Source organism: Streptomyces sp. NPDC048254 (assembly GCF_043201895.1).
GTDB lineage: Bacteria > Actinomycetota > Actinomycetes > Streptomycetales > Streptomycetaceae > Streptomyces.
This window is the reverse complement of sequence record NZ_JBICZJ010000013.1, coordinates 165,855-181,410: the sequence shown is the minus strand read 5'-3', so window position 1 is coordinate 181,410 and position 15,556 is coordinate 165,855. Positions and strand designations below refer to the sequence as shown.

Below are 15,556 nucleotides of genomic sequence, written 5' to 3'. Positions count from 1 at the left end.
CACGCCTGCCTGGGGATCTCCTCGCAGAGACGGGCTGTCCGTCACGCCTGCCTGGGGATCTCCTCGCAGAGACGGGCTGTCCGTCACGCCTGCCTGGGGATCTCCTCGCAGAGACGGGCTGTCCGTCACGCCTGCCTGAGGATGTCCGCGTAGAGCCGGACCGTGCGCCGGGCCACCGCGTCCCAGCCGAACTCCCCCACGGCGCGCTCCCGTCCGGCCTCGCCCATCCGGCGGGCCACCTCGCGGTCGCCGACGACCGCGTCCAGCGCCCTGGCCAGGCCCGCCTCGAAGTCGTCGTCGAGGTCGACCAGCAGCCCCGTCTTGCCGTCCTCGACGACCTCCGGGATGCCGCCGACCCGGGACGCCACCACGGGCGTGCCGCAGGCCATCGCCTCCAGGTTGACGATGCCGAGCGGTTCGTACACCGAGGGGCAGGCGAACACGGCCGCGTGGGTGAGGAGTTGGATGACGTCCGCGCGCGGCAGCATCTGCGGGATCCAGTGCACGCCCTCGCGGACCCGGCGCAGCTCCTCGAAGAGCTCACGGAACTCCCGGTCGATCTCGGGGGTGTCGGGTGCCCCGGCGCACAGCACGACCTGCACCCCCGGGGCGATGTCCCGTACGGCGCGCAGCAGATGCGGTACGCCCTTCTGGCGGGTGATGCGGCCGACGAACAGCACGTAGGGGCGGCCCGGGTCGACGCCGATCCGGGCGAGGACGTCGGTGGAGCGGTCCGGCCGGTAGAGGGCGGTGTCGATGCCGTTGTGCACGACGTGGACCTTCGCCGGGTCCAGAGCGGGGTAGCAGCCGAGGATGTCCGTGCGCATGGCCCCGGAGACCGCGATCACCGCGTCGGCGGCCTCGATCGCGCTGCGCTCGGCCCAGCTCGACAGGGCGTATCCGCCGCCGAGTTGCTCGGCCTTCCAGGGGCGCAGCGGCTCCAGCGAGTGCGCGGTCACCACGTGCGGGACGCCGTACAGCAGCTTGGCCACATGGCCTGCGAGGTTGGCGTACCAGGTGTGGGAGTGCACGAGTTCGCGGCCTTCGAGGCCGGCGGCCATGGCGAGGTCCACGGAGAAGGTGCGCAGCGCGTCGTTGGCGGTGTCCAGCGCGGACCAGGGGCGGTGCCGGACGACGCCGACCCCGCGGCCCTCGCCCCAGCAGTGCACCTCCAGGTCGACCAGGGGCCGCAACTCCTTGGCGAGGAACTCCACATGAACACCCGCACCGCCGTAGACGTCCGGAGGGTACTCCCGGGTCAGCAGTCCCACTCGCACCCGCAACCCCCTGATCTCCACGGCCGGTTGTTCCATGGTCACCCAGATGCGGCGCCCGGGGAAGAGCGCGGTGGTTGTGTGAAACAACAGTCACCGCAGACCCCGCCGCCCGGTACCCGGTAGTAGAGACAGCAGCTGCGGCGCCGGAAGCCCGGGCCGGTGCGGATGCCGGTGGCGCCGAGCAGAGGGTGCTCGAAGAGAGCGTCGACCAGGGTGCGGGCCCGGTCCGCGACCTCGGCGCGGCCACCGGCGCGTGCCCAGCGGTCCAGCTCACGGGCGGCGGCGGCCAGCGCGGAGCCCGCGTTGCCCCACAGCAGGCCGGCGGCGACGCCGTAGCGGGCCCGCAGGGCCTCCGCCAGGGGTTCGAGATGGCCGTGTACGACGGCGTCCGCGAGCATGGCCGGTCCGGCACCCCCGGGCAGCGGGCGGACCTCGGTGAGCCAGAGGTCGTCGGGGGCGGTGGCGACGGCGTCCCAGCGGAGCAGACGGGGGTCCAGGTCGGGGAGGCGGCCGTAGCGGGCGGCGCAGCCGAGGGCGACGGACCAGAGCCGGGCGGCGAGCCCCTGGTGGGCGATGGAGGCGGCGATCCGGAGCTCCGGGGTGCGGAGACGGTCCGCCACGAGCCCAACACGGAAAGTTAGGACATTTCCATAAACATCCGATGTGACTTTTTTATAGGCCTTTGCGAGGTCCGGCAGTTCGGCGATCCGCACCGCCTCCCGGTCTCCGGCCGCCGATCGGAGCGTCCGCAGGACGAAGAAGCCGCCGAGCGGCCGGAGCGCGGCGAGATCGGGGTCCAGGTCCACGAACAGCAGTAGTACCAGGCTTCTTAGGACCCCGGCGACCCGGCCCTCCACCCACCGACGCCCACCTTGGGGATGATCAGAGACCTCCCCTACTCCATCGGTAGTACGAGGCATTGGGTGCTCAGGTACGACGACGGGAAGGGTTCGGGCGGGCAGAGTGTTGCTCATGGAAGCCGACCGTTCACCGTGCGGGACCGCCCTGCGGATCCGCCTGACGCAGAGGAGCTCTGCATGAGTGCCCTCGCGTTGTCCGTGGTGCTGTCCTTCGTCTCCGCCGTCGCCTACGCCGGCGGAGCGATCGTGCAGGAGCAGGTCGCGGTCACCTCCCCCGACGAGCAGTACGCGCCGCTGCGCCGCCCGAGCTGGTGGGGGGCGATGGGGCTGAACGGCCTCGGTGGCCTGCTGCACGTCGTGGCGCTGGCCTACGGCCCGCTCAGCCTGGTCCAGCCGCTGGGCGCGCTCACCATCGTGTTCGCGCTGCCCATGGCGGCCCTGTTCGTCGGCCGCAAGGCCGGCTCCACCGCCTGGCGGGGGGCGATCATGGCCACCGTGGGTCTGGCCGGCCTGCTCTCCCTGGTGGGCTCCTCCGACTCCCACACCCTGGACTCCGCCGGCCGGACCGGGGTCGCGGTGGTCACCGACGGGGCGATCGTCGCGCTGATGGTCGCGGGCCGGGCCGCGCACCGGCACCCGGCGGTGCGCAGCGTGCTGCTCGCCGTCGCGTCCGGCATAGCCTTCGGCATGTCCTCGGTGTTCACCAAGGTCGTGGCGATCGACTGGGACGGCGGGATCGCCGTGTCCGACGCGCTCTGGCTGGCGGTGATCGGCGTCTACGCCGTCGCCGGCGTCATGATCTCCCAGGCCGCGTACCGCGGCGGCGGCCTCGCCGCGCCGCTGGCCACGCTGACGGTGGTCAACCCGGTGCTGGCCGCCGCGGTCGGCATCACGATGTTCGACGAGACGTTCCGCTACGGCACGACCGGCACGCTGCTGGCGCTGGCCTGCGGTGTGGTGGCGACGGGCGGCCTGATCCTGCTGACGACCGACCGCATCGAACACACCCCCGCGGACACCACACCGGAGCCGCTGGTCGAGGCCCTCGTGGAACTGTCAGAGGCAACCTTGCCGAAGACCGACCTGCCGGAGGCGGGCCTGGCGACGGCCGGTATGGCAGAGGCGGGCCTGGCGGAGGCCGGTAGGACGGAGGCAAGCCTCGCGGAGGCCGGCATGACGGAAGCGGGCCTCGCGACAGCCGATCTGGCCGAGGTCGACCTGGCGGTTGCCGGTCTGACGGAGGCAAGCCTCCCGGAGGCCGGTATGGCGGAAGCGGGACTGGCGACTGCCGGTCTGGCGGAGGCGGGCGCGGCGGAGGCCGGTATGGCGGAAGCAGACCTCGCGACAGCCGGTCTGGCGGAGGCGGGCGCGGCGGAGGCCGGTATGACGGAAGCAGACCTCGCGACAGCCGGTCTGGCCGACGTGGACCTGGCGGTTGCCGGTCTGACGGAGGCAAGCCTCCTGGAGGCCGGTATGGCGGAAGCGGGCCTCGCGACAGCCGGTCTGGCCGAGGTCGACCTGGCGGTTGCCGGTCTGGCGGAGGCGGGCCCGGCGGAGGCCGGTATGGCGGAAGCAGGCCTCGCGACTGCCGGTCTGGCTGAGGCCGGTCTGTCGGCGGGAGCTGTCGGCGGGGGTGGCGTCCTTGCCGGAGCGGTGGCGGACGGCGAGGATCGGCCTGCGCGGGTCGAAATGCCCCAGCAGCGCACCGCGTCCGTGACAGACGTGGCTGACGTCCTGCTCCCCGCCGCCGGCTATGTGCCGTCCCCGGTGATCGACCGCCACCGGATGCGGGTCAAATCCTGACGCCGCCGGCCCGGAGATAGGCGACCGGGTCGATGTCCGTGCCGAAACCGGGCCCCGTCCGCACCTCGAAGTGCAGATGCGGGCCCGTGGCGTTTCCGGTGGACCCCGAGCGGCCGATCCGCTGCCCCGTGGACACGCTCTGCCCCGCCCGCACGGAGATGGCCGAGAGGTGGCCGTACTGGGAGTAGCGGCCGTCGGCGTGCCGGATGACCACCTGGTAGCCGTACGAACCGCCCCAGCCGGCGGTGACGACCTGCCCGGCCTCGACCGCCTTGACGGAGGTGCCGGTGGGCGCCAGGAAGTCGACGCCGGTGTGGTAGCCCTTCGACCAGTGCGAGCCGGACGCGTGGTACGGCGTACCGATCGGGGCGTCGACCGGGGCGACGAGGGAGTGGTCGCTGTGGGAGGAGGCCTTCTTGGTCTTGGCCTCCGGCTTGGCCTTGGTCTTCGTCCTGGCCGGCTTGGACGTCTTGGCCGCCGTCTTCTTCGCCGGCGGTTCGGTCTTCGCGGCCTCGGTCGCGTGGCCTGTCAGACTCAGCCGCTGGCCGGGCAGGATCAGGTCGGGATCGGAGCCGACCGTCGCGCGGTTGGCCGAGTACAGCCGGTGCCAGCCGCCGGTGACGTCGTGTTCCTCGGCGATCCCGGAGAGCGTGTCGCCGTGCACCACGGTGTACATCTCGGCCTTGCCGGCCCGGGACTGCGGTGTGGTCTGCGGCTGTACGTCCCGTACCGAACTCTTGGCCGGACGGGTGGCTGCGCTCTCGGTGTGCACCTCGGGTGTGCCACCGCCGCGGGTGAGCCCGGCCTCGACCGAGCAGACGGGCCAGGCACCCGGCCCCTGCCCGCCCAGGACCTTCTCGGCCACGGCTATCTGCTGGTCCTTGGTGGCGAGGTCGGCACGCGGCGCGTACCGGGTGCCGCCGTAGGCCTCCCAGGTGGACTGGGTGAACTGGAGCCCGCCGTAATAGCCGTTGCCGGTGTTGATGCCCCAGTCGCCGCTGGACTCGCAGGCGGCGACCTTGTCCCAGGTGGACACGGAGGCCGCGTCGGCGCTCCCGGCCGCGGCCAGCGGAAGCGCCAGCCCGGCGCCGCCCGCCGTGACGGTGAGCGAGGCGCGGTTGATCCTGTTCGGCTGGTACCGGCGGTGCCGGCCGCGTTCGGCCATGTCTGAGATCCCCCTCGCCACGCGCGTCAGGAAGGCCAAAAGTAAGCGCCCCGAACAGGCCATGACAAGACAGCAATCAGCCGCCTCTCGCACCTGGGGGCACGGCCGTCACGCCGTGAAGCGACGTGGGGCGAAACCGAGTTGATCCGCCGTCAGTCCGGTGGACGGCACGGCGCCCCTGCGAAGTGTCTCCTGCGGCTGCTGAGGCGTCGGCGCCTGTGGTCCGTATCTGCAAGTGCGGCCGGTCGAACGGCGAGTCAGGATGGCCTTTGGGCAATACTGGCGGGCATGAGCGGCGGCAGCATCCCTTGCACGTGCTACGGGATCGACTTGATCTTTGAGGAGCAGGCGGTATGAGCACTTCGGCGCAGATCGGCGTCACGGGTCTCGCGGTCATGGGCCGCAACCTCGCCCGGAACTTCGCGCGCAACGGCTACACGGTGGCGTTGCACAACCGCACGGTGTCGAAGACACACGAGCTGGTGGAGAACTTCGGGGACGAGGGCGACTTCATCGCGGCCGAGACCGCCAAGGAGTTCGTGGAGGCCCTGGAGCGGCCCCGCCGGCTGGTCATCATGGTCAAGGCCGGTGACCCGACGGACGCGGTGATCGAGGAGTTCGCACCGCTCCTGGAGCCCGGCGACATGATCATCGACGGCGGCAACGCGCACTTCGCGGACACCCGGCGCCGCGAGAAGGCACTGCGCGAGCAGGGCATCCACTTCGTCGGCATGGGCGTCTCCGGCGGCGAGGAGGGCGCGCTGCACGGGCCGAGCATCATGCCGGGTGGGCCGAAGGAGTCGTACGACTCGCTGGGCCCGATGCTGGAGAAGATCTCGGCGAAGGCGGCGGCGGACGGCGCGCCCTGCGTGACGCACGTGGGCCCCGACGGTGCCGGGCACTTCGTGAAGATGGTGCACAACGGCATCGAGTACGCCGACATGCAGCTGATCGGCGAGGCCTACCAGTTGCTGCGCGATGTCGCCGGGTACTCCCCCGCGCAGATCGCCGACATCTTCCGTACCTGGAACACCGGTCGCCTCGACTCGTACCTGATCGAGATCACGGCGGAAGTGCTGGCGCACGTGGACGCGGCGACCGGCAAGCCGTTCGTGGACGTGGTGGTGGACCAGGCGGAGCAGAAGGGCACCGGCCGCTGGACCGTCCAGATCGCGCTCGACCTGGGCGTGCCGGTGTCCGGGATCGCCGAGGCCGTCTTCGCCCGCTCGCTGTCGGGCCACGCGGATCTGCGGGCGGCCTCGCGCGGGCTGGCGGGGCCGAAGCCGACGGCGCTGTCGGAGGCGGAGGCCGGAGCCTTCGCGGACCGGGTGGAGCAGGCGCTGTACGCGTCGAAGATCGTGTCGTACACGCAGGGCTTCCACGAGATCCAGGCGGGCAGCGACGAGTACGACTGGGACATCGACCTCGGTGCGGTGTCCTCGATCTGGCGGGGCGGGTGCATCATCCGGGCGGCGTTCCTGGACCGGATCCGGGCGGCGTACGACGCGCGGGCGGATCTGCCGAGCCTGCTGTCCGACGAGACGTTCGCCCGGGAGATCGCCGGCGCGCAGGACGACTGGCGTGAGGTGATCATCGCGGCGACCCGGGAGGGCGTCGCGGTGCCCGGGTTCTCGGCGGCGCTGGCGTACTACGACGCGCTGCGGGCGGAGCGGTTGCCTGCGGCGCTCACGCAGGGGCAGCGGGACTTCTTCGGGGCGCACACGTACCGGAGGGTGGACCGGGAGGGGGCGTTCCACACGCTGTGGGGCGGGGACCGCAGCGAGGTCACTGCGTAGCCGGTCTGGTTGCTGGAGACGGGTGCGGGTGAGCTGCGGTTTTGCGCAGTTCCCCGCGCCCCCGGGGGGGTGAGGGCCGAGCTTGTCGGTCGGGTGCGGGGCCGTCGTGGGTTTTGCGCAGTTCCCCGCGCCCCTTTGGAGGGTGGGGGCCGAGCCTGGTGGTCGGGTGCGGGTCCGCTGTGGGTTTTGCGCAGTTCCCCGCGCCCCTTTGGGGGCGGGTGCTCGGGGTCTCAAGTCAGGGGTGGGCCTGGTTCTGGGGTGGGGTCTGGGTTCGGGGGAAGGGGGTGTGGGGTGGGGGTCGGTGGTGGGGGTGTGGGGACGGGGCCCGGGGCCGGGGATGGTTCGGGGGTGGGAACCGGGCTGGGGTAGGGGTCCGGAGGCTGGGGGTCAGGGGGTACCGGGGTGGGCTGCGGGTTCGTCATGGTGTCCTCCGGCCAGTGGCTCGACTTCACCTCTGGGGTCTACTCTCCGCGTACCCGAAACGGGGCTCCTGCACTCACTTTGCCGCCCGTGCCGCCGCAGCGAGTCCGGGGCGTGGGCTGGAGAGGATCGGCACGGTCGTGGTCGTCAGCCGCTGGGCCGAGGTCATCGAGGCCTGGGCCAGGACGATCACGTCGGCGTCGGTCACCGCGTCCGCGGCGGCTGCCACCAGGCGGGCGCATCCCTCGATGTCGCCGTCCTCGAAGCGGGTCCAGGCGTCCGCCACGACCTGGGCGCGGGCGCGGATCGGGCGGTCCGCGCGACGGGCCTCGTCCTCGATCAGGGCCAGGGTCGGGGCCAGGGTGCTCTCGACCGTCGCCAGGACGGCGATGCGGGAGCCCGCTGCCACCGCCGCCGCAGCCATCGGACGGTCGCCCCGGACTATCGGGACCCCGACGCTGTCGGCGGCCCGCTCCGCCACCTCGCCGATCGTCGAGCAGGTGCAGAGCACGGCCCGTACGCCGTCCGCCGCCGCCCGCTCCAGCGCCGCGGTGACCTCCGGCGCGACCGCCTCGGGGCCCTCCCGGCGGGCCCGGGCCAGGAGTTCCGGTGCCACGACGTGCCGTAGCTCCAGGCCCGGGTGGTCCTCGTCGCGCAGGGCCTCGAAGACGGGGATGTGGAGGGGGGACGTGTGGAGCAGGGCGAGCACGTGCGGCTCCTCAGAAGCGGCCGGGGTGGGCGACCAGCCACTCCTTCGCCGCGCGCAGCAGCTCGGGGTCCGCTGCCGGCGCCACGTCGGGGTGGCGTTCGGCCCACCTGACGACGTACGGGCAGAGCGGGGCGACCGGGGTGGCCTCGCGCTCGGCGATCGCGTACAGCTCGCGGGCGAGGGAGCCCGCGATGCCCTTCCCCTCGTGCTCCGGTTCCACGATGGTGTGAACCGGCACCAGGGCCCGGGAGGGCGACTCCAGCACGAAGTACTCGACGTGGCCGACGACTTCGTCGCCGGCGACCGCCTCCAGACGGCCCGCCGCCCGGTCGTCGCGGATCTCGATGTCGCTCATGTCGCCCTCCTGGTCCGCCGGTCAGGCCTCCACGGCCTGCGGGCTGCGCTCCTGGTCCGAGCCCGGTACCGGCTCGGACGGGTCGGCGCCGAGGGCCACGACGCGGTTGTCGTGGTCGACGTGCACGACCCGCGGCCGAAGCGTACGCGCCTCGGCGTCGGTGACCTGAGCGTAGCTGATGATGATCACCAGGTCGCCGGGGTGGACGAGATGGGCGGCCGCCCCGTTGATCCCGACGACCCCGGAGCCCCGCCGGCCCTCGATGACGTACGTCTCCAGCCGGGCGCCGTTGGTGATGTCGACGATGTGGACGAGCTCGCCGGGGAACAGGTCGGCGGCGTCGAGGAGGTCGGCGTCGATGGTCACCGATCCCACGTAGTGCAGGTCGGCCTGGGTGACGGTGGCCCGGTGGATCTTGGACTTGAACAGAGTACGAAGCATTCGGAACTCCCGGAATTCGCTCCCTGCCTGCTTTGTACAGGTCAAGGGCTGTTCGCTCAGCTTATAACGGGCCGTTCTCCACCTGACGGCCGCCGCCGAGGGTGGACTTTCACTGACCGCTTGCCGAGTTTTCTGACAGGTCGCCGGTCAGGATTTCGCAGACTTTTGGCAGTCAGGGTATGGACCGGAGCCGAGAAGCCGCATCGAGACCCTGGTCACGTCGCGTTGGGACAGAACTCACGACTCCCCGGCCCACTGCCACCTGGCCAGCGTCTTCGCCCTCAGCTTCCCATTAAGTCGAGCGTGGACGCCGCGCCTTGTCCGTATCGGCCGGGACGACACCGCGCCTCCTGGCCGCGAAGCCGACAACGGGCGTACGGCCGGTACGTCGACCTCGACCAGGACCCCCGGAGCCGGGCCGGCGGTTACCGTCGCACTCAGGGCCGTCGACGGCCGCCTCGACGTCGACGGCCGCCTCGACGTCGGCGCCCTCGAAGACGAGTACGGCCGCATGCTCACTCGGCCCTGGATGCGATGCGCCGGAAACCCGGACCGGACACCGCCTTCGGGGTGAGTTCCGCGATCAGTGCCCGGACGGGGGCACAAGCTCAGTCGGCCACCGCGACCGCGTCCCTGATGAGGCGGCGAGCGGCCATGTCGGTACGGGCGACGTCATGGGTCACCAGGCGGTCCTGGCACAGACCGCGCAGGCCGGAGACGAGGAGCGTGGCCCCGGTTCGCGCCTGCTGCGGCGAGTGCCCCAGCCGGACGTACGCCGCGGCGATGGGGCCGGCCATGACCTCGACGGTCTCGGCCGCGATGCTGCCGTACTGCTCGGGATCGGTGGCGGCCAGGCTGAGCAGCTGCAGCAGCATGCGGATCGGCCCGGACTGCTCACCGACGGTCATCGCTTCCCACAGGGCATGGGCCGCCTTGCGCAGTCCCGCGGTGTCGCTGACGTCGTCGAACATCGCGTGGACGTCGGGGCGACTGGCGGCCAAGGCCTGGGCCAGCAGGTTCTCGCGGCTGCCGAAGTAGTACAGAAGCATGCGCTTGGTGGTGCCGATCGACTCGGCGAGCGAACTCAGTGACATCTGCGCGACGCCGTGGTGCTGGAGGTGGTGCACCACCTGTTTCAGCAGCTCGGCACGCTTTTCGGCATTGACGGGACGAGGCACGGCTTTGACTGTACCGATCGGTACGCGTACCGTCCAACCGACGTAGATGTGCCGATCGGTACATCTATCGAAGGGCGCGCCATGGCGATGGTCGGGCGCGGGCGACCGAGAGGAACGCCGTGAAACTGGTGGGACCGCGGGTGGTACAGGACCACCGGCACCGAAGAAGCGGCCGTCGGATCGCCGGGCATCCGGCCGGCCGGATGCTCGGCGACATGGCTCGCCCGGGCGCCCGGGAGGTGGTTCTGTGAAGCATGTGAAGCACCGGACCGAGCGTCCCCCCGGTGTCACCTTGGTCAAAGTCCTGGCCGAGACCCTGATGATCCCGGCCCTGCTCTTCCTCGGCCTGCTGTTCTCCTTCCCCATGGCCTTCCACCAGCCTCAGCCCGTCCACGCGAAACTCGTGATCGCCGGTGCCCCGGTGACGCGCAAGGTCGACACCGCTCTGCAGCGGCAGCATCCCGGCGCGTTCGACGTCACCGCCGTGACAGACGCCCGGGAAGCCCGCCGGGCGGTACTGGACCGGGACGCCGTGGCCGGCTTCGCCGCGCAGGGCAAACACGCCGTGCTCTACGTGGCCGGAGCCAACGGGGTGAGCCTCGAGCAGGCCCTGGCCAAGGGCTTCAGCCAACTTGCGGCGCACAACCACCAGAAGCTGACGATCACGGACGTGGCGCCCACCGTGAGCAAGGACGGACTCGGCACGACCCCGGTGTACTTCGCGATCGCCTGGAACATACCCGGCTATATCCTCGCGACGTCCCTGCTGCGGGCGGTGACCCTGAACCGCCGCAAGAAACTGCTGACGGTCGCGTGCTTCGCCGCGATCTTCAGCGCTGTGGGCTTCTTCGTGGGCGTGGGGCTGGGCTATCTGCCCGACTCCCCCGCCGCCCTGGCGATCGCCTTCCTGCTCACCACGGCGGTGGGCACGTTCTCCCTCGGCATGGCGCCTTTCGTCAAGCACTTCTTCCCGCTCGCGGGTCTGGGCCTGTACATCGTGCTGAGCGTTCCCTCCAGCGGCCTGGTCCCCGTCCAGCTGCTGCCGAGGTTCTTCCAGGGCCTGCACACCGTCATGCCGCTGGGCAACGCGGTCGACGGCCTGAGAGGGGTCCTGTACTTCGACAATGCGGGCGTGCTCCAGCCGGCCCTCGTGCTGTGCGCATGGATCGCGGCAGGTATGACCTTGCTGGCTCTTGACGCGTGGCGGCACCACCGCACGACCGCACGGCAGGGAGCCGAGGACGAGCAGGAGGACATTCCGGAACCGCCGGTAGAGGACCCCTCCATGGAGGCCCCGGTGCCCACGGCGCTTCCGGTACGCCCCCATCACTTCGGCGAGCTGCTGCCGATGCTGGAGGGCACCGTCCACGACGGCGAACAGCAGCCCGTCCGCCATGCCGCAGTGACCGTCATGGACACCAGCGGCCGGCAGGTCGTGCGAACCGCGACGAACGCGCGGGGCGAGTACGCCGTGACCGGTCTGCCCGAGGGATACATCAACGTGGTGGTCTCGTACCCCGGCCGCAACCCGCTGGTGCACCAGAAGCTCCTGCAGTCCGGTGTGGCCGTCCGGGCCGACTTCACCCTGCACGACCGGCGCGACGGAACGACTCGCGCGGCGGCTCAACCCCTCGATCTCGAACCCACGGGACGCGGATCCTGAAGAGCTGACCGACTGCCGCTCGGCATCTGGTGACCCGGGCCACCACAGCGCGGGACACGAGGGAGGCACTTCACGCCCCGGCCCTCGGATCCACCGCAACACGGCACGCGGAGCAATAGATTCCATATCAGCAGCAGTCCCGCCCGCGTGGCCGCAGTGGCACGTGCCACTGACCGAGAACGCGGCCCGGTCCGGACACAGCCAAGGCCCCTGAGGTGCAGCGACAGGAACCTCGCGGCCCGGCGCCGTCATCCTCGAAGGAGTTCCGCCGATGAAGACCGTCACCCATTGGATCGCAGGCAAACCCTACGGAGACGTCTCGGGTGCCTCAGCCACCTGGGGCCCCGTGACCGACCCCGCGACCGGAGAGGTCACCACGCGGGTGGCCATGGCCGGCGCCGACGAGGTCGACGCCGCGGTCGCCGCGGCGAAGGAGGCCTACGCCGACTGGCGCACGTCCTCGCTCGCGCAGCGGATCGCGATCCTCTTCCGCTACCGCGAGCTGCTGAACGCGCGCCGCGACGACCTCGCCGCGCTGATCACCGCCGAGCAGGGCAAGACCCACGCGGACGCGCTGGGCGAGGTGGCCCGCGGCCTGGAGATCGTCGAACTGGCCTGCGGGCTCGGCATGGCACTCAAGGGCGACATGTCCACGGAAGTGTCGAGCCGGATCGACGTGGCGTCGGTCCGCCAGCCGCTCGGTGTCATCGTCGGCATCTCACCGTTCAACTTCCCCGCGATGATCAGCATGTGGATGTTCCCCATGGCGATCGCCTGCGGGAACACCTTCGTGCACAAGCCGAGCAGCAAGGCCCCGTCCGCGTCCATACTCCTCGCGGAGCTCGCGGCCGAGGCCGGCGTGCCTGACGGTGTGCTCAACATCGTGCAGGGCGACGAGGTCGCGGTGAACGCACTGCTCGACCACCCGGACGTGGCGGCCGTGTCGTTCGTGGGCTCCACGCCGGTCGCCCGCCACGTCTACACCAGGGCGTCCGCCGGCGGCAAGCGTGTCCAGGCCCTCGGCGAAGCGAAGAACCACATGCTGGTGCTGCCCGACGCCGACCTCGACGCGGCCGCCGAAGCCGCCGTGACCGCCGCCTACGGCTCCGCGGGCCAGCGCTGCATGGCGGTCTCCGTGGTGGTCGCGGTCGGCTCGGCGGGCGACGCGCTGGTGTCCCGGATCGCCGAGCGGGCCAAGAAGGTCAAGATCGGACCCGGCGACGACCCGACATCCGAGATGGGCCCGCTCATCACCAAGGCGCACCGCGACCAGGTCGCGGACTACGTCGCGGGCGCGGCCGCCCAGGGAGCCGACGTGGTGCTCGACGGCAGAGGCTTCACCGTCGAGGGCCTGGAGAACGGGCACTGGATGAGTGTCTCGCTCCTCGACAAGGTCAGCACGGACTCGGACGCCTACCGGAACGAGATCTTCGGTCCGGTCCTGTGCGTGCTCCGCGCGGAGACCTACGAGGAGGCCATGACCATCATCAACGGCTCCCCGTACGGCAACGCCAGCTCGATCTTCACCCGTGACGGCGGCGCGGCCCGCCGCTTCCAGCTGGAGGTCGAGGCCGGCATGGTCGGCGTGAACGTGCCGATGCCGGTGCCGGTGGGCTACCACTCCTTCGGTGGCTGGAAGGATTCGGCCTTCGGCGACCACCGCATGTACGGCAGCGAAGCCGTGCACTTCTACACGCGCGGCAAGGTCATCACGAGTCGCTGGCCTGATGCTGCCGAGACGGCCTCCGGTCCGGACCTGGGCTTCCCCGCGTCCCGCTGACGCCCGCTCAAGCAGTTGCTCGGCCCCCCAGGTTGCCGGTGCGGCCACAAGCCTGGCCCCGGGGCGACCCGGCGGCCGGGCGGTCGGATTACCGGGAACAGTGACGCTCACGTGGCGGCGAGGCACCACGCCATCGCCCAACCGGGGAAGGCAGCCGGAGGCAAGATCTCTTTCGCCAGACGCAATGGGAAGAGGGGTACGCGATCACCGCGGGCCCGGATGGAGGCAGACGTATGTCCGAGAAGAACCACGCCACGGTGGCGGTCACCGGGGTGACCGGGGCGCTGGGCAGCCGGATCGCGGCCCGCCTCGCCGACCGCGGCGTCCCGCAACTCCTCGTCGGGCGCAACCCCGACCGCATGCCCGAACTGCCTGGCGCCCAGCGACGCGGTCCGGCCGCCTACGCCGACGCCTACGCCATGCGCGAGGCGCTCGAGGGCGCGTCGACCCTCATCCTGGTCTCAGCACACCGCACGGGCCGCCGACTGGAGGAGCACGCCACTGCGGTCGAGGCCGCGATCGCGGTCGGCGTGGACCGGGTCCTGTATGTGTCCCTCGTCGGCGCGGCGCCCACCGCCACGTACCTCAACGCCCGCGACCAGTGGCTGACCGAACAGTTCCTGGCAGAGGCCAGGATCCGCCACACGGTGCTCCGGGCCGGCTTCTACACGTCGACACCGGCCGCCCTCGCCGACGAGGAATTCGTCGTCAGCGGCCCCGCACCGACCGGCCGGGCCGCCTTCGTCACCCATGAGGACATCGCAGACGTGATCACCGCCGTCGTCCTCGACGAGGGTCCCCGCTCCGAGCACGACGGCGCGACCCTTGAGATCACCGGGCCCGAGGCCCTGACCCTCGACGAAGCGGTCACCCGGATCGCCGCAGCCACCGGCCGGTCCTACCGCTACGAACCCGAGACCCCCGAGCAAGCCTTCGCACGACGATGGCGACGGGGCATGAGCGGGACCCAGATCGAAACCTGGATCTCGTGGTACCAGGCGATGGAGAAGGGTGAGGTCTCCACAGTGACCGACATCGTCCCGCGGCTCACCGGCTCACCGGCGACCCCGATCTCGGACGCAGCCTGGTGGCCCGCACCGAACACCGCGCGCGGCACCGACGCGCCCAGGCGGGGCTGAAGCTGAGCGCCATCGCTGTCAGGCGGCGAATCGGTCGGGGGCGGCGCCCTGCCGATCCGCCGCCCAGGACGCGGACGGCCCGATCGGCAACTGCCCGGAGGCCAGCCGCTCATAGCTCCGCGTAGGGGCGGACCGTGACGGGATCCACTCGCCGACGCAGCATGTGCGGGCGGAGCTCGGCCGGTCCGCTCACGCCCAGCGAGGGACCGGAACCGATTTGTCTTCGACGCGCAACGCGCCGATACGGCGGGGCCCTTGTGTCACGACTCCGGCGGGGCAGGTGTTGATGTGACACCTCCGCGCCTGGATGCATCCGATCGCGAACATCATGGCGCGTGCCGCGTGGGTGAAATCGGCGCCTTTCACCAAGCGTTTGACGATGTCGGCTCCAGTGGCCACCTTGCCGCTGGCGCCGATCCTGATTGAACAGGGCCGTGCCGTAGGGCTTGGCGCAGTCCGGAGCACCGGTGCGGACCCACAGCTGCCGTACGGACGGCCGTCGTCATTGTGCTCGATGAAAGGGTGCCCACCCCGCCAACGCCGCGCACAGCATGGCGGCCGACTCTCACCAGGGAGAACCGGTCGACGCGAAGGACCCGAATGCGAGTGCCACGGCTCCGACAAATGCGATCTCTGCAATTCCGGTCGCGCGCGAAACGCACAGCTGTCCCCGCGGCATCACACGCGGCGAAGGACCTGGGGGGCCGTGCCGCGTCGAGGACCTGCTGGGCGTTCTCCACACCCACCGTCTCGTCGATCGGCGAGTGCAGTACCAGGAGCGCGTGACGCAGCCGACGGAACGCTCGGCCTGAGGCTGCGCGGCGACGTCGTCGAGGAACTCCCGACGGAGGTGGAACACGCGGCCCCAAGACTCACCCCCGTCTCCCGTGCCGCTCGATCTCCTCCCGCCTGCCACCAAAGGTGTGCACGACGTGCTCCGGGTCCGCAGGCGCACCGATGGTGGCCACCG

General features: G+C 71.1%; 11 protein-coding genes and 2 pseudogenes. 5 read left to right on the top strand and 8 right to left on the bottom strand.

The genetic code is table 11. From position 1 onward, the window contains the following. Positions 1-125: 125 nt before the first annotated feature. Both glgA and ACGFZQ_RS32865 read right to left on the bottom strand, forming a co-directional pair. The gene (glgA, locus tag ACGFZQ_RS32870) at positions 126-1,277 is read right to left on the bottom strand and encodes a glycogen synthase (protein ID WP_393843454.1); all 1,152 of its coding nucleotides are present in this window, start codon (positions 1,275-1,277) and stop codon (positions 126-128) included. Between the two features lie 38 nt (positions 1,278-1,315). Further along, positions 1,316-2,083: a (2Fe-2S)-binding protein gene (locus tag ACGFZQ_RS32865; protein ID WP_393843453.1), complete on the bottom strand. Its 768-nt coding sequence runs from the start codon at positions 2,081-2,083 to the stop codon at positions 1,316-1,318. Between the two features lie 231 nt (positions 2,084-2,314). Between ACGFZQ_RS32865 and ACGFZQ_RS32860 the strand changes: the two are divergent. Then, a pseudogene (locus tag ACGFZQ_RS32860) lies at positions 2,315-3,137 on the top strand (DMT family transporter); the annotation flags it as partial. A 792-nt stretch (positions 3,138-3,929) separates the two neighbouring features. On the opposite strand, the gene ACGFZQ_RS32855 reads toward ACGFZQ_RS32860, so the two are convergent. Next, positions 3,930-5,105 carry a transglycosylase family protein gene (locus ACGFZQ_RS32855; protein ID WP_393843376.1) on the bottom strand — a complete coding sequence of 392 codons (1,176 nt, stop codon included), beginning with the start codon at positions 5,103-5,105 and terminating at the stop codon, positions 3,930-3,932. A 353-nt stretch (positions 5,106-5,458) separates the two neighbouring features. On the opposite strand from ACGFZQ_RS32855, the gene gndA reads away from it, so the two are divergent. Next, positions 5,459-6,901 (top strand): NADP-dependent phosphogluconate dehydrogenase, encoded by a 1,443-nt coding sequence (gene gndA / locus ACGFZQ_RS32850; RefSeq protein ID WP_351744307.1) that lies wholly within the window; start codon positions 5,459-5,461, stop codon positions 6,899-6,901. A 496-nt stretch (positions 6,902-7,397) separates the two neighbouring features. Here the strand turns inward: gndA and ACGFZQ_RS32845 are convergent, their stop codons facing one another. From ACGFZQ_RS32845 to ACGFZQ_RS32830, 4 genes are all read right to left on the bottom strand, one after another. After that, the gene (locus tag ACGFZQ_RS32845; protein ID WP_393843375.1) at positions 7,398-8,030 is read right to left on the bottom strand and encodes an aspartate/glutamate racemase family protein; all 633 of its coding nucleotides are present in this window, start codon (positions 8,028-8,030) and stop codon (positions 7,398-7,400) included. Positions 8,031-8,040: 10 nt separating this feature from the next. Next, positions 8,041-8,385 carry a GNAT family N-acetyltransferase gene (locus ACGFZQ_RS32840; protein ID WP_351744313.1) on the bottom strand — a complete coding sequence of 115 codons (345 nt, stop codon included), beginning with the start codon at positions 8,383-8,385 and terminating at the stop codon, positions 8,041-8,043. 21 nt (positions 8,386-8,406) lie between these two features. Then, positions 8,407-8,826: an aspartate 1-decarboxylase gene (gene panD, locus ACGFZQ_RS32835; RefSeq protein WP_393843374.1), complete on the bottom strand. Its 420-nt coding sequence runs from the start codon at positions 8,824-8,826 to the stop codon at positions 8,407-8,409. Positions 8,827-9,434: 608 nt separating this feature from the next. Continuing rightward, positions 9,435-10,004: a TetR family transcriptional regulator gene (locus ACGFZQ_RS32830; RefSeq protein ID WP_351742732.1), complete on the bottom strand. Its 570-nt coding sequence runs from the start codon at positions 10,002-10,004 to the stop codon at positions 9,435-9,437. Between the two features lie 247 nt (positions 10,005-10,251). Between ACGFZQ_RS32830 and ACGFZQ_RS32825 the strand changes: the two genes are divergently transcribed. The 3 genes from ACGFZQ_RS32825 (at position 10,252) to ACGFZQ_RS32815 (ending at position 14,586) form a co-directional block, all read left to right on the top strand. Next, positions 10,252-11,667: a carboxypeptidase regulatory-like domain-containing protein gene (locus ACGFZQ_RS32825; RefSeq protein WP_393843373.1), complete on the top strand. Its 1,416-nt coding sequence runs from the start codon at positions 10,252-10,254 to the stop codon at positions 11,665-11,667. Between the two features lie 271 nt (positions 11,668-11,938). Next, complete coding sequence (locus ACGFZQ_RS32820; protein WP_393843372.1) at positions 11,939-13,447, top strand: CoA-acylating methylmalonate-semialdehyde dehydrogenase; 1,509 nt, start codon at positions 11,939-11,941, stop codon at positions 13,445-13,447. A gap of 233 nt (positions 13,448-13,680) precedes the next feature. Continuing rightward, positions 13,681-14,586, top strand: a complete 906-nt coding sequence (locus tag ACGFZQ_RS32815) for an NAD(P)H-binding protein (RefSeq protein ID WP_393843371.1) — start codon at positions 13,681-13,683, stop codon at positions 14,584-14,586. An 18-nt stretch (positions 14,587-14,604) separates the two neighbouring features. On the opposite strand, the pseudogene ACGFZQ_RS32810 reads toward ACGFZQ_RS32815, so the two are convergent. After that, positions 14,605-15,009, bottom strand: a pseudogene (locus ACGFZQ_RS32810) (glutamate synthase-related protein); the annotation flags it as partial. Positions 15,010-15,556: the final 547 nt, after the last annotated feature.